The organism is Pseudovibrio flavus (genome assembly GCF_009711345.1).
In the GTDB taxonomy this organism is placed as follows: domain Bacteria; phylum Pseudomonadota; class Alphaproteobacteria; order Rhizobiales; family Stappiaceae; genus Pseudovibrio; species Pseudovibrio flavus.
In genome coordinates this window covers 39,991-62,766 of sequence record NZ_SMMA01000051.1, presented here as the reverse complement: position 1 = coordinate 62,766, position 22,776 = coordinate 39,991, and the positions used below count along the sequence as shown (strand labels likewise).

Here is a 22,776-nt window from a genome sequence, read left to right as displayed (position 1 = left end):
CTTTGCGCCTATTCATAGGCCTCAAGCGCCTGAGGCATCTGCGCCTGCACAGAGGCAAGAACAGGATGGAGGCGTTAGGCCATAACCTCTTCACAGGCCACAGCATACCCCTGCACGAACACGTCTTCCCAGCCGTTAAAGTGTTTTTCTCTAACCTCCACAGCACGATCCCCCAGCGCCTGCCAGTTATGATGGCTAAGGCAAACTTTGGTGCCGTCACCATCTGCCTCAAAGGTCACATCGATGATAGTCGGCTCACAGTCGGTGCCAGATAACTGCCATGCAATTGAAAGGGCAGAGTGAGGTTGGTAGAGGCGTACAAAACCCCATTGGTGAACAGTGCCGTTGTCTTCCACCTCTTGAAGCCTGCCGCCAGCAAAGGGTTCCATTAGAACCGTAGGCGAAGAAACGCCGGTCTTACCGGTGAGGGAGTATTTGTCCGCTGGCCACCAGCGTCCAATCTCTACCGTGAAAACCTCAAAGGCTCGTTCGGGTGAGCACTCAACCCGCACCGTCTTTACAATCGGCTCCATCATTCCCAACTCCCTCAGTTTCGCGTGTGGCCTGCTCATAGGCAGACAGCACATCCTCCCAAAAACTCTCCAGATAACTCTGCAGGCTCAGCAAGCCTTGTTGGTCAACGCTGTAATAACGAGAGGTGCCCACCTGCTTTACATGCACCAGCTGAGCTTCCTGCAGCACTTTCAAATGCTGAGAGACAGCAGGCCTACTCACACCGCGTCCGTCAGAAAGAGTTGTGACGTTTTTCGGTCCGCTGCGCAGGTCTTCAAATATGCGCCGACGCGTATCATCCGCGAGGGCGGCAAGCACCTCTTCGTAAGTCATCACTTACGGTAACTACCAGCTTACCTAAAGGCAACAGCAGTCATTCACTGGATTATTGGGGGGCGAGTAAACTTCGGTAACCCCAAGCATAGGACGGCGAGGAAGCGAGGAATAAAGCTGGCAGACGGGCAAAGAAAAAGGCCGACTGAGGGGGTCCCAGCCGGCCTTTTGGCTAGCCCTCATCTACCAAGAGTATACTTCTTAGATGAGGGCATAAGCCCAATAAAATGAGTGTGTTTCAGGCTGCCTCGCGCATATCCACGAAACAGCTTTTCTTAGAAGGCCAAAGGAACCTTGATCCAGACCTTGGCTAGAGCTTTCGCTCATTGAACCTTCAAGACTTCAGCTACCCTATCGTTCATGGTTTTTTACCGGAGACCGTTTTCGGTCAGCACGTTCTTTATTGCGTGCCTTTTTCTCTGTAACGATAAATGCCTTTTTCAAAGCATCGGTATTCTTGTTGGTACTGCCAAACTACCGGACCAACGGTAGTTCTTATTATTATTGTTTTTCGTGACCCTAAGACACACTCTCAATGCAAATTGGCTTCCTTTGCAACTTGCATCAGTTGAGTGTAAAAATATGATTTTTTGCAGGAGGCACAAGTCCGTAAAACAACCGACACGAGATTTTTTGACGCTATACCTTCAAGAGTCCGGCCCGTCTATTAGCGGTATTCAACGCCGACTCTCCCATACAAAATATTGGTTTTTAGAGCTTTTTCCGACATTCCCTAAAGGCATGATCTTTGAGGTAGCGAGGGGGTATAACCGCACATAAACTCAACAGTGCATAAAAATGGAATTGCTGAAAATTTGCAAAAACTCTGAAAATCAATGCAAATTATGCACTTATGCAAATATGCTATCTTTTTGCATAAGCCACACATGTGATAGAGAATGCATCACACAAGCAGAGATTAAGCTAGCCAGCCACTTTGAATTGCTGGCAGCTGTGGCAAGTGCCAGAATGGCGCTGCTAGAACTCTGGAAATAAACATAATTTGCTGATATCGCGAATTTTACTCGATATGCAGGCGACGCCAAGAACCAGGGCAAAGAACCGGAATGAGCAAGGTCAAACTCATCGATATTGCGCAGGAAGCGGACGTTTCCGTTAGCACGGTTTCCCGTGTTTTGAACGGGGTACCGACGATCAGTCCTGTTGTACGCGACCATGTTCTGAAAGTTGCAGAGCAGCTTGGCTATTCCAAAAAGCCACAGAAGAAGCAGGAGCGATTCCTGAACTTCGGTGTGATTTGTGACCGCCGCTTTCCGCATATTATTCAGTACAACGTGTTTGATCAGCTCTACGCTGGCCTAGAGGGCGAGTGCTCCAAGCAGAACATTCAGCTCACCTATCTGTCCGAGGTTGGCGAGCGCGATGTTTCCCAGAGTCTGGATGGTATTGATGGCGTACTAGCGATTGCCGTTGATGCTAATAAGACGTTGGATATGCTGGATAATGCCCGCGTTCCCGTTGGCCTTATCAATTCGCTACAAGGCCAGTTTAAGTACGACACCACGGTTCCGGGCGGGTACTGGGGCGCACGCATCGGCACCAACTACCTGCTTGATGAAGGGCACAGCGATATCGTTCTCATCAAACATAACCAGCGCGAAACGACTGATGATCGTGAGCGCGGCTTTAGAGATGCAATCCGCGAACGACTAGGTGCAGATGTAACCCCGCCTGTCTTTAGCGTTAGCGTGCCGCCAGAAACTTGGGAAGTGGTGCAAATTATCAAAGAGGTACAGGCCAAGCAGCCAGTGACGGCAGTTTTTTGCACCAATGACATGGTAGCTTTTGCCTGTCTGGAAGCCGCTCAGGAAATGGGCCTCCGCGTGCCGCAGGATATCTCCGTTCTCGGCTTCGATAATGTGCCGTTTTCTCAGCGCAGTACGCCGCCGATCTCCACCATTGATATCGACTTTACCGAAGTGAGCCGTGAGGCTGTCCGCAAGCTAATCGACCGCGTGAAGAACAAATACCGCAGACCAGTACGCTCGGAAATCGCTGCTAAATTGGTGAAGCGAAAATCCGTCGCCACCTTGAAGAATTAGTGCAGCACTCCCGATTAGTTACATAGCTACTCGGGAGCATATTTCAGCGCTTAAGATCACGCCGCATCAAACGTCGTCATAGTCCACGGAGACACTCTCACCTTTTGGGCGACTTTGGCATGTCAGCACATAGCCAGCCTCAACCTCCCACGGTTCAAGCGAGTAGTTTACCGCCATATCCACTTCGCCCTTGGTAACGCGGGCGCGGCAGGTGCAGCACATGCCAGCAGTACAGGAATAGGGCACTTCAAGTCCTGCATTAAGTGCAGCTTGCAAAATGGTGTCATCGCCCTCAACAGTTACGCTATGACGATTACCATCCAGAATAATTGATGCTTTTGAACCAGTTACACCTGAATCTTTACGCAGCGTCTGATCTTTTCTCACCGGAGCAGCGCCACCCGCAGGAGTGAAGAGTTCGCTATGCACCTGCTCGGCCGACAGCCCGTTTTTCAGCAGCACTTCACGTCCTGCTTCAACCAGAGAACCGGGGCCACATAGGTAAGCGTGCTCAATATGGTTTGCAGGCAGAACAGTGGTGAGCAACTCGTCAATCTTCTCAGCATCCAGCCTGCCGTGCAGCAGGGATAGGTCCGTCTCTTCCTGCGAAAGAAAATGGTAGACGCACAGACGGTCCATAAACCGGTCTTTCAGGTCTTCCAGCTTCTGCTTGAACATGATGGAGCCGGAAGACTTGTTACCGTAAAACAGGAAGAAACGACTGCTATCATCTTGAGAAAGCGTGGTTTCTATCATGGACATAATGGGCGTAATACCGGAACCGGCTGCAAACCCTGCGTAGATTTTACCAGAGCGCTCACCGTCACCTGCCAGCGTAAAGCGGCCGGTCGGCGGCATCACATCCACGTCCAACCCCTCTTTGAAGGTATCAAGCGCGTGGGTCGAAAACCGGCCACCCTCGACCTTCTTGATGGCGATGCGAACTTCATCCGGTTTATGAGCTGCACAGATGGAATAGGACCGGCGAGTATCGTCACCGTCGATCATCTGGCGAACGGTCAGATACTGCCCAGCTTGAAACTGAAAGGCTTCCTGCAACGCGTCAGGCACGGCAAAGGCAACCGAAACCGCATCCTCGGTTTCCTTGCGGACGCTCCTGATCTTCAGCGAATGAAACTGAAGGGCCATTGATACATTCTCCCCAAAGCGCCATAGCGCTTAAATGCATTTGAAATAGTCGAAAGGCTCGTGGCACGACCCGCATTTGTACAGCGCCTTACAGGCCGTTGAGCCGAACTCGGAAATACGCTCTGTCTTCAGCGATCCGCAGCGCGGGCAGGCAACATCAGGCTTGTCAAACAGCCCTGTACTGCCCGCAGACCCGACTGGCGGCGCAATACCATAAGCACGCAGCTTTTCCCGCGCTGCCTCGCTCATCCAGTCACTCGTCCACGCCGGTGATAGAACCGTTTCCACGCGCACCTGCTCAAAACCCGCCTCATCTAACGCTACCTCGATATCCATCACAAATACCGTCATAGCCGGACAGCCGGTGTAAGTGGGTGTGATGGTAACAGTAACGCTGCCATCGGCCTCCACCGCAACATCACGCAGAACACCAAGCTCTTCGATGGTGATGACCGGAATTTCCGGATCAACGACAGATGCCGCCGCTGCCCGAGCCTTCTCCAGAAGATCGGAGGCGTTTGGTGTTGCAAGATGGGCAGAGGCGCGGGCCATGGCTCACCTACCAGACAAGGCCGGGATAGGCGCGTTGCAGATACTGCATTGGCGCTAATACATGCCCAAGATGCTCAGAGTGCTCACCATTGCGCCCTCCGGTCTGCATCCATGTTCCCGTTGGCACGCTAAGATCAGCGCGAGCAAACACCTCGTTGATGCTCTTGTTCCAAGCAGGCTTTATGGCTGCAGCGTCAACGGCAATACCCTGCTCGGCAAGCGCAGTGGCAACCTCATCCATCTCGAACATCTCTCCGGTGTACATCCAGAGAAACTCGATCGCTTCTTCAATGCGCGACCGGCTTTCCTCGGTCCCGTCACCAAGGCGCACCACCCATTCCGCAGAGTGGCGCAGATGGTAGGCCGCTTCCTTTTCGGCCTTTGCAGCAATACCGGCAAGCCGCTCATCCTTACTGCTCTTCAGCGCCTGCCAGAAAAGCAGAACGTAGGCCGAATAGAAGAACTGACGCACGATAGCGTAAGCAAAATCATCGTTCGGCTGCTCAAGCAGCAACAGGTTGGTGAACTCGCGCTCGTTGCGGTTAAAACAAAGGGCATCCTCATCACGGCCCTTGCCTTCAATCTCTCCCGCATAAGCGTAGAGCAGGCGGGCGCAGCCAATCTGGTCCAGCGCGATGTTGGTGAGGGCGATGTCCTCTTCCAAATGGGAAGCATGACCGCACCACCCAGCCAATCGCTGGCTCAAAATCGCGGCATCATCAGCAAGGCGCATGGTGTAGGTGAATAGATCATTTGCCATCATCACACCTCACATATTGCCCACTTCCTCGGGGATTTCGTAGAAGGTCGGATGCCGGTAGATCTTGTCGCCCGTAGGCTCGAACATCATGTCCTTCTCGGATGGGTCACTGGCGATGATTGCCGCAGACGGCACAACCCAGATGGAAAGGCCTTCGCCGCGGCGGGTGTAAACATCCCGCGCCGCCTGCAACGCCATCTCCGCATCGGCAGCATGAATAGAACCGGCATGACGGTGTGACATACCATTACGGGAGCGGATAAAGACCTCCCAAAGCGGTGTATGTTGTTCGCTCATATTCTCATTCCTGACAGGCTATTCGGCAGCTTGCTTGCCCGCTTCGCGGCGCTCGCGCTCTTTGCGGGCATAGGCCAGCGCGGCTTCGCGCACCCATGCACCGTCCGTGTGTGCTTTCACACGGTCTTTCAGGCGCTGCTTGTTACAAATACCGTTGCCTTTAATGGAGTTGTAGAACTCTTCCCAATTCGGCTCACCGTAAACGTAGTGCCCGCTTTCTTCGTCAAAGCGCAGATCAGGGTCAGGCAGAGTAATGCCCAAAACCTCGGCTTGCGGAACGGTAGCGTCTACGAACTTCTGACGTAGCTCATCATTGGTGAAGCGCTTGATCTTCCAGCGCATGCTGTCGGCTGTGTTGACGGAATCCTTGTCTGACGGACCAAACATCATCAGAGCAGGCCACCAAAGGCGATTAACCGCATCCTGAACCATCTGGCGCTGGTCCTCGCTGCCCTTCATCATGGTCAAAAGCAGCTCGTAGCCTTGGCGCTGGTGGAAGCTCTCTTCCTTACAGATGCGGATCATGGCGCGCGCATATGGCCCGTAAGAGCAACGACAAAGCGGGATCTGGTTCATGATGGCCGCGCCATCCACCAGCCAGCCAACAGCGCCCACATCAGCCCAGTTCAAAGTAGGGTAGTTGAAGATGGACGAATACTTGGCTTTACCGGTGTGCAGTTGCTCCACCATCTCTTCCCGCGAAATGCCGAGTGTCTCTGCAGCGGAGTAGAGATAAAGCCCGTGGCCGCCTTCATCCTGCACCTTGGCGAGCAGAGCCGCTTTACGCTTCAACGATGGAGCGCGGGTAATCCAGTTGCCTTCCGGCAGCATACCGACAATTTCGGAATGGGCATGCTGGGAAATCTGGCGGATCAAGGTCTTGCGATAGGCCGCAGGCATCCAGTCGTTCGGCTCGATCTTTTCCTCACGGTCAATCTTGGCCTGAAACGCGGCAAGCTTTTGCGGGTCTTCTTCAGCGCCGTCCCGCTGAACCGCAGTATTGAGTGATTGCGTGTACATCTTTGTCTCCCTCCCAAAAGACAAACAGGTCTCGCTAACATTGCATGTATGTTACCGCAGAAGTGTTTCACAACCAAATCCTGCGCAACATTAGACTATATTAGAATATGCTATCAAAGGACGCTACGTAGCGCGGCACATTCCACCTAAACAGCAAGGCTTTCTGCTATTCTTACGTAAAAGCGGCCCGTGCAGAGCACGTAGAGGCAAGCGAAATTGTTTGGGGAGCACCTGCCAAAACCCGACAGAAATGACGGGTACAACCTCAATACATCAGGTTGCCGTTTTTCGTTTCCTCGGGAATTTCCTGTATCGAATCCCAGTGCTCTACGATCTTGCCTTTGTCGTTGAAGCGAAGGAAATCCATGGTCACGTATTCGTCACCCGCAGGCCATGTCTGGTGGGTATGCAGCGCTACCAAATCACCTTCAGCAATGGCACGTACAAACTCGATCTGCTTATCCGGGTAGTCCCGCGCCATTTCATTGAAATAATTTATAAACTCAAGCTTTCCGTCACCAACTAGCGGGTTGTGCTGAATGTAGTCATCGCCCACGTAAAGCTCTACCGCCTTTTCAGGGTTGCCCTCATAGGCCATTTTGTAAAAGGCGATTGCGTTCTGCTTGTTTTTTTGAAGATCGTGCGCCATGGGGCCTCCTTTTGGGTCAATGCAGGTTACCTTAGGGCAAAATCGTTAAACTCCCAACGCAGGCACGCGGACGGAGATTTGGGAGAGGCTGGTATGTGCAAGAGCCACAAACGAAAACAGGGGCCGAAGCCCCTGTCTCTAAATCCACGATGAAGAAGCCTTAGGCTTCATCAATGCTGGTGCAGATGTACTTCATTTCCAGATAGTCTTCGATGCCATGGCGGGAACCCTCGCGGCCCTGACCGGACTGCTTGATGCCGCCGAACGGTGCGACTTCGGTGGAGATGATACCGGTGTTTACGCCCACGATACCGTATTCCAGACCTTCGCTCACGCGATAGGTACGGCTGAGATCGTTGGTGTAGAAGTAGGAGGCTAGACCGAAGATAGTGTCGTTGGCTTTTTCGATAACCTCTGCCTCGGTTTCAAAGCGAAAGAGCGGGGCCACCGGACCGAAGGTTTCTTCACTCGAGATGATCATCTCATCGGTAACGCCGGTCAAAACGGTAGGCTCAAAGAACGTGCCGCCAAGTTCGTGCGCCGCGCCGCCGGTAACAACGGTAGCACCTTTTGCGCGGGCATCAGCAATGTGCGCTTCTACCTTAGCAACAGCGGCATCGGAAATCAGCGGACCAAAGACCACATCATCTTCCAGCGCATCACCAACAGAAGCCGCTTTGACAGCTGCAGCCAGTTTTTCAGCAAAGGCGTCATAAACGCCAGCTTGAACGTAGATGCGGTTTGCGCAAACGCAGGTCTGGCCGTTGTTACGGAACTTGGAAGCCATTGCCCCAACCACAGCCTTATCAAGATCAGCATCATCAAACACGATGAACGGTGCGTTGCCGCCAAGCTCAAGGGACAGCTTCTTGATCTGATCCGCGCCCTGACGCATCAAAATGCGGCCCACATTGGTGGAGCCGGTGAAGGTGATTTTGCGAACCTTGTGGTTGTCACAGAACTCCTGACCAACACCTGCAGCGTCCAGAGACGGGATGATGGAAAGAAGGCCCTTCGGCAAGCCAGCGCGGTCTGCAAGCTCTGCCATCGCTAGTGCGGAAAGCGGGGTTTCAGCCGCAGGCTTACCCACGAAAGAACAGCCAGCGGCAAGGGCAGGGGCCACTTTGCGGGCGATCATGGCATTCGGGAAGTTCCAAGGCGTGATGGAGGCAACAACGCCGACAGGCTGCTTGATAACGGTGATGCGCTTGTCTGACTGATGGCCGGGAACGGTTTCACCGTAAATGCGCTTTGCTTCTTCGGCAAACCACTCGATGAAGCTTGCACCATAAGCAATCTCGCCGCGCGCTTCTGCCATTGGCTTGCCCATCTCGGCGCAAAGGATCACAGCAAGGTCTTCCTGATTGGCGATCATCAGGTCAAACCAGCGCTTCAAAATGTTGGTACGCTCTTTAGCGGTTTTCTTCGCCCATTCTTTCTGGGCAACGTAGGCCGCTTCAATCGCCTCTTTGGTCTCACTAACACCCATGTTTGGCAGCGTTGCGATCACATCACCCTTAGCAGGATTAAGAACATCGAACTGACCGTTCGAGCCGTTATCAACCCAGCGGCCGGCAAGGTAGCCTTGCTCACGCACAAGAGTAGGGTCTTTCAAGCGGGTTTTGAGATGTGTCTGCGCCATGGTGAAGCCTCCCCTAGCATCATAATAGAGCAAGTCTTTCAGCGACCACCACTGCGCCGAAATACCCGCTGCATAAATAGGTTGTATTACCTATTAGGGGATGCAGGAAGCCGGTGCAAGAGATGCGTTTAGCCTAGACACAACGCAGGTGCAAAAAAGGGGGCTTACGCCCCCCTGATCTCTTCGGCTTCCTTTTGCAAGAACGCCTGCAGAATCTGCAGCACCAACTGATAGAATTGGAACTCTGTCGTCACATTGTTGCAGTGCTTTGTAAACTGCGGCAGCCACGACAAAATGCCTTCTGTGATGAAGGTAGCGATATAGGCTGCTGAATGGCTTTCTTCATAAAGAAGCGCCAGATAGCTCACCATAATCGCCAGATGATCGGCAGGTTCTTGACCTTGCGCATTAATTTGCAGGCCAGCCTTGTTCAGCCGCTCCACCATATCGTCATGGGGTTTGGCAAACAGCCGCCGCCCCTCACTGTAGTAGTAAGAGGCGTAGGGTAGCGGGCCTTCCCGACCATGCCCCAAAAACAACGAGGCATAGTCGGTTGCAAGGATGAGGCGGGCGGAGGTGACCTTTTTCCAGCTTTCGATATCCTGACGAAGCGCTTCTACCAGATCGGCGTCTTCCTCAGGGATAAGGTGGGGCAGACCTTCCAGCAGGGGGCCAAGCTCCCCCTTGCCGTAAAGATCCAGCTGTTTCTCGTCGATCTCGCTGAAAAGAACGGATGCCCACCATCTACAGGCAACCGCCTTGTCTGCCCCCTCCTTAACTGGATTGGTCAAATTAAACCTCCGTTGGTCCGCCGAATGATGTTACCGGTGGCAATGGACCTTCAAACTTCTCCATTTCCACCAGACAGGTGTTGGCACTGGTTGCCTGAGCAAGCTGGGATGTACCAACATCCATAGTCAGGGTGTTCGGGTCACCGTAAGTGTCCAAAGCGCCGATGCTTGCATCGACCGGACCATACCAAGCACCTTCGTGAATGCGCACAACACCTTGCGGGTAGTTGTCGGAAACACGAGCACCGGCAAGGAGCTGGCCACGATCGTTGAACACACGCACCACGTCGCCATCTGCAATGCCGCGCGCTGCTGCATCTTCAGGGCTCATGTAGATTGGCTCACGGCCCTGAACTGCATAGGTCTCACGATATTCGTCAGACTCACACATTTGCGAGTGCAAACGCTGATCCGGATGGCATGACTGCAGCCAAAGCGGATGCTTGTCAGAACCTGGACCGCCGTGGGAACGCTCGGCCTTTTCGAACCACTTCGGATAAGGACCGCAGTCATCGTATCCGTAGCCTTCAATGCGTCGGCTGGTGATTTCGATAAAGCCAGATGGCGTACCAAGGGCGTTCAGCTCAGGGTCCTTGCGGAAGTCCGCATGACGAACCCAAGGTTTGCCCTCTGGGAAGCGTACAATGCCTTCCTCCCAGAACTGGTCAAACTCTGGCATGTCGAACTTGCCTTCGTTCGCCTTCTTACACTCGCCATAGAGGAAGCGGAGCCACTGGCCCTCATCCATATCGCGGGTGTATTCCTTGTTGCGACCAAAGCGATGGGTCAGCTCGGTAAAGATCTCGAAGTCCGTTTTGGACTGGAACAGCGGATCTACAAGCTGGTGCATAGCAAGCACACCGCTGTTGGAGTATGCGCCGTAACCGTCGATATCGTTACGCTCGAACTGCGTACACGCAGGCAACACAAGGTCAGAGTGGCGGCAGGTCGCATTCCATGAGTAGTCAACCGTTACAACGGTTTCCAGCTTGCGGAACGCTTCGCGCATGCGGTTGTGGTCCTGATGGTGGTGGAACGGGTTACAGCCCGTGAATACGCACATCTTGATATCAGGGAAGGTGACCTTGTTACCGTTGTGGTTGATCTGCTCACCTGGATTGAGCAGGCAGTCTACCCAACGGGCAACAGGGATAACGCGGCTTGCACCGTTGAAGTTCTCGCTGTCATGCTCTGGGTACATGCCCAGATCAAGGTTGAGCGGGAACGCACCGGGCATCGCAGCGCCAGAGGTCGGCACGCCAACGCCTGAGTAGTGGTGCGAGTAGCTGATACCGCCGCCCGGCAGGCCGATCTGGCCCAGCATCGAAGCAAGCACAGCGGCCATCCAGTAAGGCTGCTCACCATGCTGCTGACGCTGAAGCGCCCAGCCATACACAAGCTGCGTACGGTTGGCTGCCATCAGGCGTGCAAAGGCACGGATTGTGTCTGCATCAACGCCGCAGATGTTTGCTGCCCACTCAGGTGTCTTTTCGATACCGTCGTCAGCCTTGCCCTGTACGTACTGAATGAAGTCATCAAAACCCAGCGTGTAGGTTCCAATGAAGTCTTTGTCATAAAGACCTTCATTGTAGAGCGTATGAGCAATACCCAGCATGAACGGCACGTCGGTCTGCGGGTTCAGGTAAAGATGCTCCGCACCAACATGGTTGGCGGTTTTCGTCTTTACAGGGTCCACACTGATGACACGGATTTCGCCAGCAGCAACCTTGTCGCGCAGCTCGTCCAGATACTTCATGGAACCGTGGGTTTCACAGGTCCAACCAACCTGAAGGTTCTTCTTAGGATCGTTTGCCCAGAAGACGATAACCTTCGCGTTGTCGAGGATCAGCGGCCAAGATGTGCCCTGAGAATACACCTCGGTAGAGCCGAGCGTATAAGGCAGCATGGTCTGACCAGCACCGGTGGAATAGTCCGCGACCTTCTTCACATAGTTACCGTGCATGCTGACAGCGCGGTTCATATGGTTGGTGCAGGAATGGAACTGACCGGTCTGACGCCAGCCTGTATGGCCAGCATACAGCGCCCAAGGGCCGTATTCAGTCTGAACGCGCTCCAGCTCTTCGTAGAACAGGTCAAGCGCCTGATCCCACGTGATACGCACGAAGCGGTTGTCGCCGCGCTGTGTGCGGTCGCTGTTTTTGCGGTTCTTCAACCAGTCTACACGCGCCATCGGGTACTTAATGCGCGATGGGTTATAGATCAGGCCGTGAATGCCTTTGTACATATCGGTCGGGTTTTGGTCGTCTTCGAAAGGAACGACTTCGGCAACCTTACCGCGGTCCACGCGCGCTCTGATAGCGCCCCAGTGGGAGCCCGTAATTTTCCAAACGCCATCTGCCGCAGGTTCTACAGTGCCCTGCGCCAAAGCGGTTTTTGTGAGAAGCGATGGACCAAGAAGGCCCGCGGCGACACCAGCGGCGGCGCCTTTCAAGAGATCACGTCTTGTTGTCATGACCGTATTCCTTAGTGCGTTCCTTCGGCATAATCGGAGGAATGCAGCTGCAAGTATGTAAGCACAAGAGCCTGCGTTGACGGGTCCATACTGGTGAAACCAACCATGCCGTTAAACTGGGCAGGCCAGCTGTTCGCGTCAAAGTGCGCAGGATCTGGCTGCGCATGGCAGGTGCTGCAGTTGGAAGAGTAAATCTCTCCTGCAGCATTCCAGAGCGTTGCAACATCAGGGATGAATGCACCCTCTTTTGCCCAGAACTCAACTGTAACCTCGCTCCAGTCCAAACCCGTTGCAGGGTCGTTCTGGGAGAGACCAACTGATATCAGATCAGGGTTTTGCGCCGGGTCTTTCTCCATAACCGCGACACGAATGTTCTTGCCGAAGTCAGAGTGGTAAACGCGGCCAAAGCCTTTGTCTTTTCGCCAGCCCTTAAGCTGGAGTTTGACCTTGTCGTCTTTCTTCTCGATCACCTTCACAGGAGCCGCGTAAGAGAGCGTACCAGCCTGTTTTGTGAGGTCTTCATCCTCATAAATGGCGATCGGTTTGACGACGAAGTATTGCTTGCCTTCTTCAAGGGTCTGCGAAGTCGCGCCCTGTTCGACCTTTGCCAAAATCGGGTTCACACCGCTGTCGTTGATTGGCAAGTGGTGGGCGATGCCTTTATGGCACTCGATACAGCCCACATTACGTTCAGAAGCCGGCTGCATGTAGAACTTGGCTGCCGGGCTCATTTTCTCCCAGTCCATGGAGTCGTAGTTATGACAGCTACGGCACTCAAGGGAGTTGTTGGCAGCAAAACGTGCCCATTCGTGCTGGGCCAGTTCCAAACGCTTGGCTTCAAATTTTTCTTTGGTGTTGATGGTACCAAACACCCAGCCGAACACTTCTTTGGATGCCTGCATCTTACGGGCCACCTTGTGGCTCCAGTTGTGCGGCACATGGCAATCTGGGCAAGTAGCCCGAACGCCGGTTCTGTTCGTATAGTGGATTGTGTCCTGAAGTTCTACGTACACATTGTCACGCATCTCGTGACAGCCAATGCAGAACTGCTCGGTATTGGTCATCTCCATGGCGGTGTTGAAACCACCCCAGAATACGATGCCGGTCAGAAAACCACCAAAAGCCAGAACACCAAGGCTGATCTTGGTGGCTGGCTTGCTCATTACCCGCCAGAAGGATAGGGCAAGGTTCTTCAATTTCGTTATCATTCTTATCTCCAACGATGGCAGGACAGGAAATTAACCAACGATTGGAGGGCCATAGATCATCTGGTAGATCCAAATAGCCAAGCCGTAGGAGCCAATGGCTGCTACAGCAATTCCAGGCAAAATAACGAGTGTAAATACAAGAAATGTAAGCCACTCGCTTGATGCGGTTTGTTTTTCTGTGCGCTCGGCGACGTCTTTATTTGTCATTCTTCTAGCCCCAACACGGAAAGGCTTTGTTGTTATTTAAGAATGAAACTATTCCCATAGGGCAGACAGCGTCAAGTTAAAGAAAAGTAAGTCCTTTAAAGAGTTAAGGCCGTGCAGCCACGGTCTGTAGAATTGAAAAACCATAGGTTACAAAGAGTTATGACACGCAAATGTGCCTACAGATAAACCACTAAGGCTCTGCGACAGAATAACTCATCCACGACACAAAACGGATATTCTTAGTTTTACCTACATCTCCAGTAGAGACAAATAATTACTACTACCTACACTCAAGTAAATATATCAACTCTGCATTGCGACTCACTCTATCTTCGCGCGTCCGCGTTCATTCTCCGCTCTAGCCAACGCACGCCAGCAGAGACGATGAGAATGAGCACCAGATACTCCAGCACCAACACGGTGTAGATTTCCAACGGCCGATACTCCACCACCACGAGCTCATTGGCTTTGCGGGTCAGCTCTTCCATTCCGATAACCGAGACCAGCGACGACATCTTGAGCATGTAGACCAGCTGGTTGCCGAGAGCTGGCAGAATGCGCCGGATGGCCTGTGGCAGGATAACGAAACGCATTGTGTCGGCGTAGTTGAGCGAGATCGACTGCGACGCCTCATTCTGCCCCCTATCGACGGACTGAATGCCTGCCCTGAAAATCTCCGCCTGAAACGCACTATCAGACAGCGCCAGCGCAATTACACCTGCCCAGAAGACGGTGATAGTAAGGCCCGACACCTGTGGCAGGCCGTAGTAGATCCAGAGGATGAGCACGAGGATCGGCACCGCCCTTACCAACTCCACATAGGTGCGGTTAAAGCCCCGCAGCAACTTCTTCTCAGACAACCCCGGCAGAGCAACAAGCAGGCCCACCACTATGGAAATGCTGATCGCGGTTAGTGACAGCAGAACAGTGTAGTAGAGGCCGCTAAGCAGGAACTTCAGGTTGGCGTAGCCGGACGCTGTGGTCGGGTCCACCACATACCAGCCCCACTGATCTGAGCATCCACCAAGAGCCAATGCCATGAAAACAAATGCAGAAATACGCAGCATGTGGCCTCTCAATGCCCAAGGATTTTTTCAAGGAAGTCTTTGCAGCGAGCGCTTTTCGGTGCGGAGAAGAAGGTCTCCGGCGGGGCAGTCTCTACGATCTCGCCCTTGTCCATAAACACCATCCGGTCAGCTACTTTGCGGGCAAAGCCCATCTCATGGGTAACGCAAACCATGGTGATGCCGCTTTCTGCCAGTTCCACCATCACGTCCAACACTTCGCGGATCATCTCAGGGTCAAGCGCGGAGGTCGGCTCATCGAACAGCAGGATTTTCGGCTCCATGCAAAGGGACCGCGCAATCGCCACGCGTTGCTGCTGACCGCCGGAAAGCTGGCGCGGATATTTTTCGGCCTGATCGGCAATGTGAACGCGGTCCAGATAGGTCATCGCCAAGGTTTCTGCATCCTTTCGCGTCATACCCCGCGCCCGTATCGGCCCAAGTGTCAGATTGTCGAGAACGGTGAGATGAGGGAAAAGGTTAAACTGCTGAAACACCATGCCAACGCCAGTACGCAGCACCTCTTCACTGGCCTTGCTATCGTTCAACTCAACGCCTGAAAGGAAAATGCGGCCTTCATTGTGCTTTTCCAGCCGGTTGATGCAGCGGATCAAGGTGGACTTACCAGAACCGGAAGGGCCGCAGATAACAACGCGTTCGCCCTGCGCAATGTCGAGACTGACTGACTTTAGCGCGGCAAAATTGCCATAGAAGCGGGAAATTCCTTCGATTTGAACCAAAGGCTGTTTTGTATTTTTTTCTGACACCCGTTAAACCCCGAAGCGAATAAATGCGTAGCACAACCTATGCAATGATGGAGTTTCTTTGCAAGGTGCACTTATTTATACCTAGTGTGTACCTACGGCTCAGCGATCTGAAGGGGTCAATTGTGACTAGATTTATTACGGCACTCGCATTGATGGCAGCAATGGCAGTTAGCGCAGGACAGGCGCAGGCCGAAAGCGCCCTAAAGCAAATCCTCAATGACGGCGTATTGAAAGTCGGTACGACAGGCGACTGGAACCCGATGTCAATGCGCGACCCCGCAACAAACAGCTACAAGGGCTATGACATTGATGTCATGAGCGAACTGGCGAAAGATCTTGGCGTGGAGGTTGAGTTTGTACCAACCGACTGGAAAACGCTTGTGAGCGGCGTCACCTCCGGCAAGTACCACATCACTGGTTCTGCAAGTGTCTCTCCAGCCCGTGCTAAGGCTGCTGGCTACTCTGACAGCTACTTTGCACTGGTAACGGTACCACTGACTTTGAAGAAGAACGAGGGCAAGTTTAACGACTGGGCAGACCTCGACAAGCCAGAGGTTACAGTAGCGGCAACACTTGGCACCACACAGGAAAAGCAGGTTAAGGCCTTCTTCCCCAATGCCAAGCACCAGATTGTAGAAGCGCCAGCGCGCGACTTTCAGGAGGTTCTCTCCGGCCGCGCCGATGCGCACATCACATCCAACGTGGAAGCCAACAAGCTGGTCGCCAAATACCCGCAGATGATGATTGTACCGGTCTCTGCACCAAAGGCGCCAACGCCGGTCGCCATGCTGCTTCCGCAGGATGATCAGGTATGGATCAACTACGTGAATACATGGATCGATTTGAAAAAACAGCGCGGTTTCTTTGATGAAGTCGCAGAGAAATGGCAGTTGCAGTAAATCTATCTAGCAACTGCTAGCGGTATAAGGGCTGCACTGCGCAGCCCTTTTTCTTTGCTTACACTGGAGCAAGCAAAGGGTTAGACCTGCAGCGCCTCAATAATTTTTCGGTAAAATCACGATATTCTGGGGCTCGTGGAGTTATACTTTACTTACCCATGAGGTATCACTTTATAGAATCACACCAATCATCACCAAGATCACGAAAGTAAACAGGCTTGATATAAACTTGTGATCAGCAAGTTATGCAGGAAAACTTGCTTTTATTGGTATTTAGCTTTATTGAAGCCCCGCGACGCACTTACTAATGTGCCGCTGCGTGCTTTCTATGCACCTCCCATGCTTCGATAAAAAACAAAAGCGGCCACCGCCAATCCCCGGCGGCCGAAAGGCCTGTAAAATGCTACGCCCTAAACTGCTCACCACAATGGAGACCTACAATCTCCATACGTTCCTCGCCGACCTGTTTGCCGGTGCCACTGTTGCTATGGTTGCTCTGCCCCTGAGCCTCGCGATTGCCATTGCATCGGGTGCCAATCCTGCTGACGGGTTGGTTACAGCCATTGTCGCTGGTTTTCTGATCTCACTGCTCGGCGGTAGCCGCGTGCAGATTGGCGGGCCAACCGGCGCGTTCATCGTCGTCGTTTTCGGCGTTATCCAGCAACACGGATATGACGGCCTTGTACTGGCAACGTTTATGGCTGGTATCCTGCTGGTTATTGCCGGTTTTCTGCGACTTGGACGGTTTGTCTCGTTCGTGCCGGAGCCAGTCGTAAACGGCTTCACTATCGGTATCGCCATCATCATCGCCACTGGCCAGATCAAGGATTTCCTTGGCCTGAACTTGGCACATGATCCTGCTGAATTCATCGGCAAGCTCGCAGCACTATGGAATGGTGCAAGCACCTTCAACATCGCTGCCTGTGCCATCGGCCTTGGTACGATCGCCGCCGTTATCTTCATGCGCCGCTCGTTCCCACGCCTGCCAGCGCTTATTATCGCCGTAACCGTTACATCCATTCTGGCTTATGTGGTTGGTATGCCGGTAGACACTATTGCATCGCGCTTTGGTGAACTGCCTAGCACGCTGCCAATGCCACATATTCCAACCTTCTCCGTTCAGAAGATCATCGAGTTGATGCCATCTGCCTTCACCATTGCGTTCCTCGCAGGCATTGAATCGCTGCTCTCTGCAATGGTTGCAGACCGCATGATCGGCAGCAAACACCGCTCCAACGCGGAAGTTCTGGCAATGGGCGTTGCCAACATCGGCTCGGCTATTTTCTGCGGCCTGCCTGCAACTGGCGCGATTGCGCGTACAGCAACCAACGTACGCGCTGGCGGCAAAACACCAGTCGCCGGTATCGTCCATGCTCTGGTTATTCTTATCATCATGATGGTTGCAGCACCGCTTGCTGGCTATATGGCAATGCCTGCCATGGCAGCCCTGCTTATGCTCACCGCATGGGGCATGAGCGAACCTGCAAACTGGCCAAAATACTGGCAGGCACCAATTGAAGAACGTGGTCTATTGCTGATCACCTTGGTGCTGACCGTTTTGACAGACCTAACAATTGGTATCGGTGTCGGTATCGCCCTTGGCGTGTTGCTGCAGCGGTTCCGCCCACAGGCCGACGTTCTGTAACAGGGCGTTACAGAGCATCCAACTTGTTTAATAGAGCGGCAGCATGCGAAAGCACTGCCGCTCTTTTTTCGTCTGCCATACGCCCCCAAGTGGCGAAGATTGGGCCAAGACGAGGATTACCCGCCAGCACCTCACGATTGCGCTCCAAAAAGTCCCAGTAGAGAGCGTTGAAGGGGCATGCCTTTTCACCGGTTCGTTCAGCGGGGTCATAAACGCAGTGCTGGCAATAGTCCGACATTCTGTCGATGTACCTGCCAGAGCCTGCATAGGGCTTGGAAGCAAGCAAACCGCCATCTGCAAACTGGCTCATACCAAGTGTGTTGGGCATCTCTACCCACTCAAAGGCATCCGCATAAACGGCGAGATACCACTCATGCACAGCGTGCGGGTCAATGCCCGCCAGCATGGCGAAATTTCCTGTCACCATAAGGCGCTGAATATGGTGGGCGTAAGCTTCCTCTTTGGTCTGTGTAATGGCCTCTCGCAGGCAAACCATGTTTGTATCACCAGACCAGTAGAACTCGGGCAGGGGGCGCGATGCGCCAAAGAAATTACTGCTGCCGTAATCCGGCCCCTGCAACCAGTAGAAGCCGCGAATATACTCCCGCCAGCCTATGATCTGCCGAATGAACCCCTCAGCAGCATTTATCGGCACTCGGCCGACGAGATAGGCTTCCTCCGTCCTCCTGCAGACCTCCATGGGCTCCAGCAGACCAACGTTGAGGTAGAGCGAGAGGACAGAGTGATAGAGGAACCGCTCACCAGTGAGCATGGCATCTTGATAGGTGCCGAACTCGGGTAGTGCCGTTTCGATAAAATGATCCAGAGCCGCTAGAGCTTGCTCCCGCCTAACCGCAAACCAGAACGGCTCAAGGCTACCGAAGTGATCACCGTAGTGCTGATCTACCAGTGACAGAACATTTTGCGTGATAGCATCCGGCGTGAATTCGATAGGGCGCGGCATGAAAAGATCAGCCTTGGCGGGCTTGCGGTTATCTGAGTCGAAGTTCCATTTGCCGCCCGCAGGTTTATCACCCTCCATCAGCAGCCCCGTCTTGCGTCGCATCTCACGGTAAAAGTATTCCATACGCAGCGCCTTGCGCCCTTCTGCCCACTGCGCAAAGTCCTGTTTACTCGCAAGAAAGCGACTGTCCTTTAGGACCGTAACAGGTAGGCCGAAGCGCTGCTCCCAGCTATCTATCTCTTCCTGAACGCGCCATTCACCAGCCTCACAGATAGTAATGCTCTCAAACGCTCCCGCTTGCAGTTCTGCTTCCACCGCAGCGGTGAAGGAGGGAAGCCGCTCATCAGTGGCACGGTAATGCACCGTCCAGCCATCATCCTTTAGCTCCTGCGCAAAGTGGCGCATCGCGGAGAGGATGAACGCGATCTTCTTTTTGTGGTGGCGGACATAGGTTGCCTCACCAACGGGCTCCGCCATCAGCACCACATCATCTGCTTTGCTCGCCTGTGAAAGCGAGCTTATTGAGTGAGTGAGCTGATCGCCAAGAACCACAATAAGACGGGCCATAAATCAAACCTGAAGCTGAGTAACAGATGCTTGAGACTACGACAAAACACACGCGCCAGATCAAAGAGAATGGGCGGCTGGTAAACGGCTTGCGCCAACGCAACGACAAGCTGAACCGAATATGAATATGTAAATCAGAACGTGTTCAGCGGGCTTTGGCTAGAACTCGAGTCATCAAGACATTCTGGTTTGGAGGTAAGGGTGATGAAAAAGGTTCGTAGTGCGGTTTGTATAGCTCTCACAGCAGCCATGCTTGTTCCGGTAGCAGGCGTTGGCCAGTCCTACGCGCAGTCTCAAACGGTAATCGTTAACAAGAATGTCGTGGTCAATGGTGGTCGCCATAAAGGCGGACATCACCGCAAAAAGCACTGGAAGCGCCACAAGCACAAAAAAGGCATTGGTGCAGGTGAAGCTTTCGCACTGGGCGCAATCGGCTTTATTGCGGGCGCGATGATTGCCTCTTCCGCGCAAAGCAACGCTTACACACCGCCGCCGCCTGCGTATGCACCACCGCAGCCGTACCCGTACCCGTATCAGTCGCAGACGACATACAACGGCTATGGCGCACCGCAGCCTTGGAGTCCACAGTGGTACCAGTACTGCTCTTCCAAGTACCGCAGCTTTAACCCTTCCACCGGCACATACACCACGTATTCCGGTGTGCAGAGAATGTGCCAATAACTGAAGAATACTTACCTTTAAATCACCCCATTAAATCATTGATTTCAATGATATTTTAAATGAACAGGCTATGAATAGTCCTCTCACTGACCGTTCAGATGCAGTTATCTTAAATGAAGCTGACATCTGTTCGGGAGGGGAACAATGGGAACCTATTCTTTTAAAAGTCTGGCAGCTGGCACCATAGCCGCTGCATTTATTGGGGCCTCAGCACCTGCACAGGCAGTGGTGCTGGCAAAACCGAGCGTTACAATTGGCTTTGAGCAAAGCAACATTGTGAAGGTACATGGGTGCTACTACAAGCGCGGGCGCTGTGTACCGCACCGCCATTACAAGCCACATCGTCACTCTCACAAGCACAAGCATTACAAGGGAATTAAGCCCAGCACAGCATTCGCCATTGGCGCTATGGGCTTTATTGCGGGTGCTATGATTGCCTCTCAGCCCAAAGCCAAAACACGAGTGACCCACCGCACTGCGCCAAAGCCATGGACGCCGCAGTGGTATGCGTATTGCGCTAGAAAGTTCCGCAGCTTTAACGCCGACACGGGCCTTTACACCACGTATTCGGGTAAAAAGCGCATGTGCCGCTAAGACGGACTGACAGACTAGCAGTAACTGAAAATTATTTTCATTGAAGTTCACAAGGGCCGTGGCTATTACCGCGGCCCTTTTACTCGCCTGCCTTCAGGTGATTGCTTATTTTTCAAAACAAGCGCATTTAGCGACTTACCGAGCCGAAGCAATGCAGACTATACTGCGCGAATAAGGCCGGAACCTTTTGTTCCCATTGCCACCTTATAAAAAATACAAGGCACCGTTTATGTCCACCGCCGCTAACTCACGAAACCTAGGCATCGCCTTCGCCATTCTGGCCACGTTGGTGTTTGCCGTACAGGATGCGGTTACCAAGACCTTGGTTATCAACCACTCCGTCTGGTTCATTCTTATGGCCCGTTACTGGGTGCATCTTATCATCGCGGTTTGCTGGGCATGTGCCAGTGATGCAGGCTTGAAAGCGACCATCAAAACCAAAAACCTGCCGCTTCAGTTGCTGCGCGGCTTCTTCCTGTTTGCCGAAATCGCGTTGATCGCAATGGCGTTCCGCTACCTCGGCCTTGCAGACGTTACAACAATTTTCATGGCTAACCCGCTTATTGTAACAGCGCTTGCTGTGCCTGTTCTGGGCGAGGTAGTTGGCTGGCGCCGTATTGCTGCAATGCTTGCAGGTCTTATCGGCCTTGTAATCATTCTTCAGCCATCTGGCGACATCTGGGGTCCCGGCGCTATTTTGGCAGTCGGTACGGCCCTCAGCTACGCGATCTACCAGCTGATCACCCGCATGGTGGCTAGCCGTAATGACAGCGCGCTGACTTCCTTCTTCTACGTGGGTGCTTTTGGCGCTGTAGTGAGCACCATTTTGGGCATTCAGAACATCCCGCCGGTTGATGAAATCCAGTGGGGTCTGCTGGCTATGGTTTGTGGTTGTAGCGCGCTGGCTCACTTCTCAATCGTTAAGGCACTTTCGCTCACGCAGGCGAATGAAATTCAGCCATTCATGTACCTGCAGCTGGTATGGGCTGTGCCAATCGGCTTCCTCGTTTTTGCCGATATTCCGACTTGGTCTACCATCCTTGGCGCAGTGATCATTATCGGCGCAGGCCTGTTCTCTCTGCGCCGCCAAAAGGTGCAGCTGGTCGATAACCGCGTACCGGCCGAATAAGCTCTACACAGCTACACCTCCCGCTGCGACACCTTCGTGGCGGGAGAATGAGACTTTTTCCAGTTGTTTATTTTCAATGAGTTATGTGCATTTCTACATAACCACAAAGAGATGTGGCCCCCGATATTTTGCTGGTTGAGCCGCAACTATACTCACAGTAAGAACACCGCCGTAGCGCATTCAGCCGCCTTTTCCTAAGGAAGTCGGTGCTCCTCCCAAGCATGCGCGACAAGCTGACAACGCGACATAGATGACACCAAGAGCCGCTTTTTGATCTGGAAAGGGTCATGGGAATGACATGATTTCAGGGCAGAAAGAGCCAAGGTATCTACATGCGTAGTTATGCAAGTAGTCAGAAGATATTTCAGTGAGTACTTTGTCGACAATTCGAGCGACACGCTAGGATATCTCACCACCTTTGAAACCCGATCCGACAAACAGAAACGGGGAAAAATGGAAACTGTTGTAGAAGGCACAATCAAAAACTGGCCCGTCTCCATCATGGTTGCACCACTGGATAACGAAAGTGGCGTGAGCGTATATTGCTCGCCTGAAGAGATCCACGAAGGCCGAAGTACACCTGTAAATGTGCTTGAGATTTGTAATGTCTGCAATGGCGAGTTCTTCAGCCACGCTCTTGCTATGAAGCATCTGCGCCAGAACAATTTCCGTGTGTCTATCGACTAGATTTCACGTGCTCCATCACCACTAAGCCGCGGGCCAATGGTCAACGCGGCTTTTTTATTGCGCTAAAGGCAGACACTAAAAAAGGGCGGATCAACCGCCCTCTAGTCTGCTTATCTATAAGC

23 protein-coding genes are annotated in these 22,776 nt (G+C 53.0%); 7 read left to right on the top strand and 16 right to left on the bottom strand.

The genetic code is table 11. The features are described 5' to 3' along the window. Positions 1-74 precede the first annotated feature (74 nt). Together E1162_RS03215 and E1162_RS03210 are read right to left on the bottom strand one after the other, a co-directional pair. A complete protein-coding gene (locus tag E1162_RS03215) occupies positions 75-536 on the bottom strand; it encodes an SRPBCC domain-containing protein (protein ID WP_257098624.1) in 462 nt (153 codons plus the stop codon). Then, a complete protein-coding gene (locus E1162_RS03210; protein WP_155126705.1) occupies positions 502-846 on the bottom strand; it encodes an ArsR/SmtB family transcription factor in 345 nt (114 codons plus the stop codon). Before E1162_RS03210 ends, E1162_RS03215 begins: the two co-directional genes overlap by 35 nt. 1,067 nt (positions 847-1,913) lie before the next feature. Between E1162_RS03210 and E1162_RS03205 the strand changes: the two genes are divergently transcribed. Beyond that, positions 1,914-2,909, top strand: coding sequence for a LacI family DNA-binding transcriptional regulator (locus tag E1162_RS03205; RefSeq protein WP_155126703.1), 996 nt, complete (start codon positions 1,914-1,916; stop codon positions 2,907-2,909). A 66-nt stretch (positions 2,910-2,975) separates the two neighbouring features. On the opposite strand, the gene paaE is transcribed toward E1162_RS03205, so the two are convergent. The 13 genes from paaE to E1162_RS03140 all read right to left on the bottom strand — a co-directional run bounded on the left by paaE (position 2,976) and on the right by E1162_RS03140 (position 15,488). Further along, a complete protein-coding gene (gene paaE, locus E1162_RS03200) occupies positions 2,976-4,058 on the bottom strand; it encodes a 1,2-phenylacetyl-CoA epoxidase subunit PaaE (RefSeq protein ID WP_155126700.1) in 1,083 nt (360 codons plus the stop codon). A 30-nt stretch (positions 4,059-4,088) separates the two neighbouring features. Beyond that, the gene (gene paaD / locus E1162_RS03195) at positions 4,089-4,610 is read right to left on the bottom strand and encodes a 1,2-phenylacetyl-CoA epoxidase subunit PaaD (protein WP_155126697.1); all 522 of its coding nucleotides are present in this window, start codon (positions 4,608-4,610) and stop codon (positions 4,089-4,091) included. Between the two features lie 7 nt (positions 4,611-4,617). Next, positions 4,618-5,373, bottom strand: a complete 756-nt coding sequence (gene paaC, locus E1162_RS03190) for a 1,2-phenylacetyl-CoA epoxidase subunit PaaC (RefSeq protein ID WP_155126694.1) — start codon at positions 5,371-5,373, stop codon at positions 4,618-4,620. A gap of 6 nt (positions 5,374-5,379) precedes the next feature. Next, on the bottom strand, positions 5,380-5,667 hold the full coding sequence (gene paaB, locus E1162_RS03185; protein ID WP_155126691.1) for a 1,2-phenylacetyl-CoA epoxidase subunit PaaB: 288 nt from the start codon (positions 5,665-5,667) through the stop codon (positions 5,380-5,382). A gap of 18 nt (positions 5,668-5,685) precedes the next feature. Next, entirely contained in the window at positions 5,686-6,687 is a 1,002-nt protein-coding gene (paaA, locus tag E1162_RS03180) for a 1,2-phenylacetyl-CoA epoxidase subunit PaaA (protein ID WP_155126688.1), read from the bottom strand. Between the two features lie 265 nt (positions 6,688-6,952). After that, positions 6,953-7,336, bottom strand: a complete 384-nt coding sequence (locus E1162_RS03175; protein ID WP_155126685.1) for a nuclear transport factor 2 family protein — start codon at positions 7,334-7,336, stop codon at positions 6,953-6,955. A gap of 160 nt (positions 7,337-7,496) precedes the next feature. After that, positions 7,497-8,978, bottom strand: a complete 1,482-nt coding sequence (locus E1162_RS03170) for an NAD-dependent succinate-semialdehyde dehydrogenase (protein WP_155126682.1) — start codon at positions 8,976-8,978, stop codon at positions 7,497-7,499. Between the two features lie 164 nt (positions 8,979-9,142). Next, a complete protein-coding gene (torD, locus tag E1162_RS03165; protein ID WP_155126679.1) occupies positions 9,143-9,769 on the bottom strand; it encodes a molecular chaperone TorD in 627 nt (208 codons plus the stop codon). Between the two features lies 1 nt (position 9,770). Then, on the bottom strand, positions 9,771-12,242 hold the full coding sequence (gene torA / locus E1162_RS03160; protein WP_155126676.1) for a trimethylamine-N-oxide reductase TorA: 2,472 nt from the start codon (positions 12,240-12,242) through the stop codon (positions 9,771-9,773). 11 nt (positions 12,243-12,253) lie between these two features. Next, positions 12,254-13,405 (bottom strand): pentaheme c-type cytochrome TorC, encoded by a 1,152-nt coding sequence (torC, locus tag E1162_RS03155; protein ID WP_371311790.1) that lies wholly within the window; start codon positions 13,403-13,405, stop codon positions 12,254-12,256. 75 nt (positions 13,406-13,480) lie between these two features. After that, positions 13,481-13,657 (bottom strand): periplasmic nitrate reductase, NapE protein, encoded by a 177-nt coding sequence (locus E1162_RS03150; protein ID WP_155126673.1) that lies wholly within the window; start codon positions 13,655-13,657, stop codon positions 13,481-13,483. A gap of 326 nt (positions 13,658-13,983) precedes the next feature. Then, positions 13,984-14,724, bottom strand: coding sequence for an amino acid ABC transporter permease (locus E1162_RS03145; RefSeq protein ID WP_155126670.1), 741 nt, complete (start codon positions 14,722-14,724; stop codon positions 13,984-13,986). 8 nt (positions 14,725-14,732) lie between these two features. Next, entirely contained in the window at positions 14,733-15,488 is a 756-nt protein-coding gene (locus E1162_RS03140; protein WP_371311788.1) for an amino acid ABC transporter ATP-binding protein, read from the bottom strand. A 122-nt stretch (positions 15,489-15,610) separates the two neighbouring features. On the opposite strand from E1162_RS03140, the gene E1162_RS03135 reads away from it, so the two are divergent. Both E1162_RS03135 and E1162_RS03130 read left to right on the top strand, forming a co-directional pair. Next, the gene (locus E1162_RS03135) at positions 15,611-16,387 is read left to right on the top strand and encodes a transporter substrate-binding domain-containing protein (protein ID WP_371311787.1); all 777 of its coding nucleotides are present in this window, start codon (positions 15,611-15,613) and stop codon (positions 16,385-16,387) included. A 400-nt stretch (positions 16,388-16,787) separates the two neighbouring features. Beyond that, positions 16,788-18,032 (top strand): SulP family inorganic anion transporter, encoded by a 1,245-nt coding sequence (locus tag E1162_RS03130; RefSeq protein WP_155126667.1) that lies wholly within the window; start codon positions 16,788-16,790, stop codon positions 18,030-18,032. A gap of 7 nt (positions 18,033-18,039) precedes the next feature. Here E1162_RS03130 and E1162_RS03125 read toward each other — a convergent pair whose 3' ends face one another. Continuing rightward, positions 18,040-19,563 (bottom strand): cryptochrome/photolyase family protein, encoded by a 1,524-nt coding sequence (locus E1162_RS03125; RefSeq protein ID WP_155126664.1) that lies wholly within the window; start codon positions 19,561-19,563, stop codon positions 18,040-18,042. A gap of 204 nt (positions 19,564-19,767) precedes the next feature. Here E1162_RS03125 and E1162_RS03120 point away from each other — a divergent pair, with 204 nt between their 5' ends. The 4 genes from E1162_RS03120 (at position 19,768) to E1162_RS03105 (ending at position 22,654) form a co-directional block, all read left to right on the top strand. Then, complete coding sequence (locus E1162_RS03120) at positions 19,768-20,244, top strand: BA14K family protein (RefSeq protein ID WP_257098622.1); 477 nt, start codon at positions 19,768-19,770, stop codon at positions 20,242-20,244. 144 nt (positions 20,245-20,388) lie between these two features. Further along, positions 20,389-20,838 (top strand): BA14K family protein, encoded by a 450-nt coding sequence (locus E1162_RS03115; RefSeq protein WP_155126661.1) that lies wholly within the window; start codon positions 20,389-20,391, stop codon positions 20,836-20,838. Positions 20,839-21,067: 229 nt separating this feature from the next. Then, complete coding sequence (locus E1162_RS03110; RefSeq protein WP_155126658.1) at positions 21,068-21,967, top strand: DMT family transporter; 900 nt, start codon at positions 21,068-21,070, stop codon at positions 21,965-21,967. A gap of 453 nt (positions 21,968-22,420) precedes the next feature. Continuing rightward, positions 22,421-22,654, top strand: coding sequence for a hypothetical protein (locus E1162_RS03105; RefSeq protein WP_155126655.1), 234 nt, complete (start codon positions 22,421-22,423; stop codon positions 22,652-22,654). Positions 22,655-22,776 lie beyond the last annotated feature (122 nt).

Bases quoted from the DNA above. Each gene is read 5' to 3' on its own strand.
- paaD (WP_155126697.1), bottom strand. From the start codon at position 4,610: ATGGCCCGCGCCTCTGCCCATCTTGCAACACCAAACGCCTCCGATCTT.
- E1162_RS03205 (WP_155126703.1), top strand. From the start codon at position 1,914: ATGAGCAAGGTCAAACTCATCGATATTGCGCAGGAAGCGGACGTTTCC.
- E1162_RS03210 (WP_155126705.1), bottom strand. From the start codon at position 846: ATGACTTACGAAGAGGTGCTTGCCGCCCTCGCGGATGATACGCGTCGG.
- E1162_RS03105 (WP_155126655.1), top strand. From the start codon at position 22,421: ATGGAAACTGTTGTAGAAGGCACAATCAAAAACTGGCCCGTCTCCATC.
- E1162_RS03175 (WP_155126685.1), bottom strand. From the start codon at position 7,336: ATGGCGCACGATCTTCAAAAAAACAAGCAGAACGCAATCGCCTTTTAC.
- paaE (WP_155126700.1), bottom strand. From the start codon at position 4,058: ATGGCCCTTCAGTTTCATTCGCTGAAGATCAGGAGCGTCCGCAAGGAA.
- paaB (WP_155126691.1), bottom strand. From the start codon at position 5,667: ATGAGCGAACAACATACACCGCTTTGGGAGGTCTTTATCCGCTCCCGT.
- E1162_RS03150 (WP_155126673.1), bottom strand. From the start codon at position 13,657: ATGACAAATAAAGACGTCGCCGAGCGCACAGAAAAACAAACCGCATCA.
- paaC (WP_155126694.1), bottom strand. From the start codon at position 5,373: ATGATGGCAAATGATCTATTCACCTACACCATGCGCCTTGCTGATGAT.
- E1162_RS03170 (WP_155126682.1), bottom strand. From the start codon at position 8,978: ATGGCGCAGACACATCTCAAAACCCGCTTGAAAGACCCTACTCTTGTG.
- E1162_RS03215 (WP_257098624.1), bottom strand. From the start codon at position 536: ATGATGGAGCCGATTGTAAAGACGGTGCGGGTTGAGTGCTCACCCGAA.
- E1162_RS03115 (WP_155126661.1), top strand. From the start codon at position 20,389: ATGGGAACCTATTCTTTTAAAAGTCTGGCAGCTGGCACCATAGCCGCT.
- torC (WP_371311790.1), bottom strand. From the start codon at position 13,405: ATGAGCAAGCCAGCCACCAAGATCAGCCTTGGTGTTCTGGCTTTTGGT.
- E1162_RS03120 (WP_257098622.1), top strand. From the start codon at position 19,768: ATGAAAAAGGTTCGTAGTGCGGTTTGTATAGCTCTCACAGCAGCCATG.
- torA (WP_155126676.1), bottom strand. From the start codon at position 12,242: ATGACAACAAGACGTGATCTCTTGAAAGGCGCCGCCGCTGGTGTCGCC.
- E1162_RS03110 (WP_155126658.1), top strand. From the start codon at position 21,068: ATGTCCACCGCCGCTAACTCACGAAACCTAGGCATCGCCTTCGCCATT.
- E1162_RS03145 (WP_155126670.1), bottom strand. From the start codon at position 14,724: ATGCTGCGTATTTCTGCATTTGTTTTCATGGCATTGGCTCTTGGTGGA.
- E1162_RS03130 (WP_155126667.1), top strand. From the start codon at position 16,788: ATGCTACGCCCTAAACTGCTCACCACAATGGAGACCTACAATCTCCAT.
- paaA (WP_155126688.1), bottom strand. From the start codon at position 6,687: ATGTACACGCAATCACTCAATACTGCGGTTCAGCGGGACGGCGCTGAA.
- E1162_RS03125 (WP_155126664.1), bottom strand. From the start codon at position 19,563: ATGGCCCGTCTTATTGTGGTTCTTGGCGATCAGCTCACTCACTCAATA.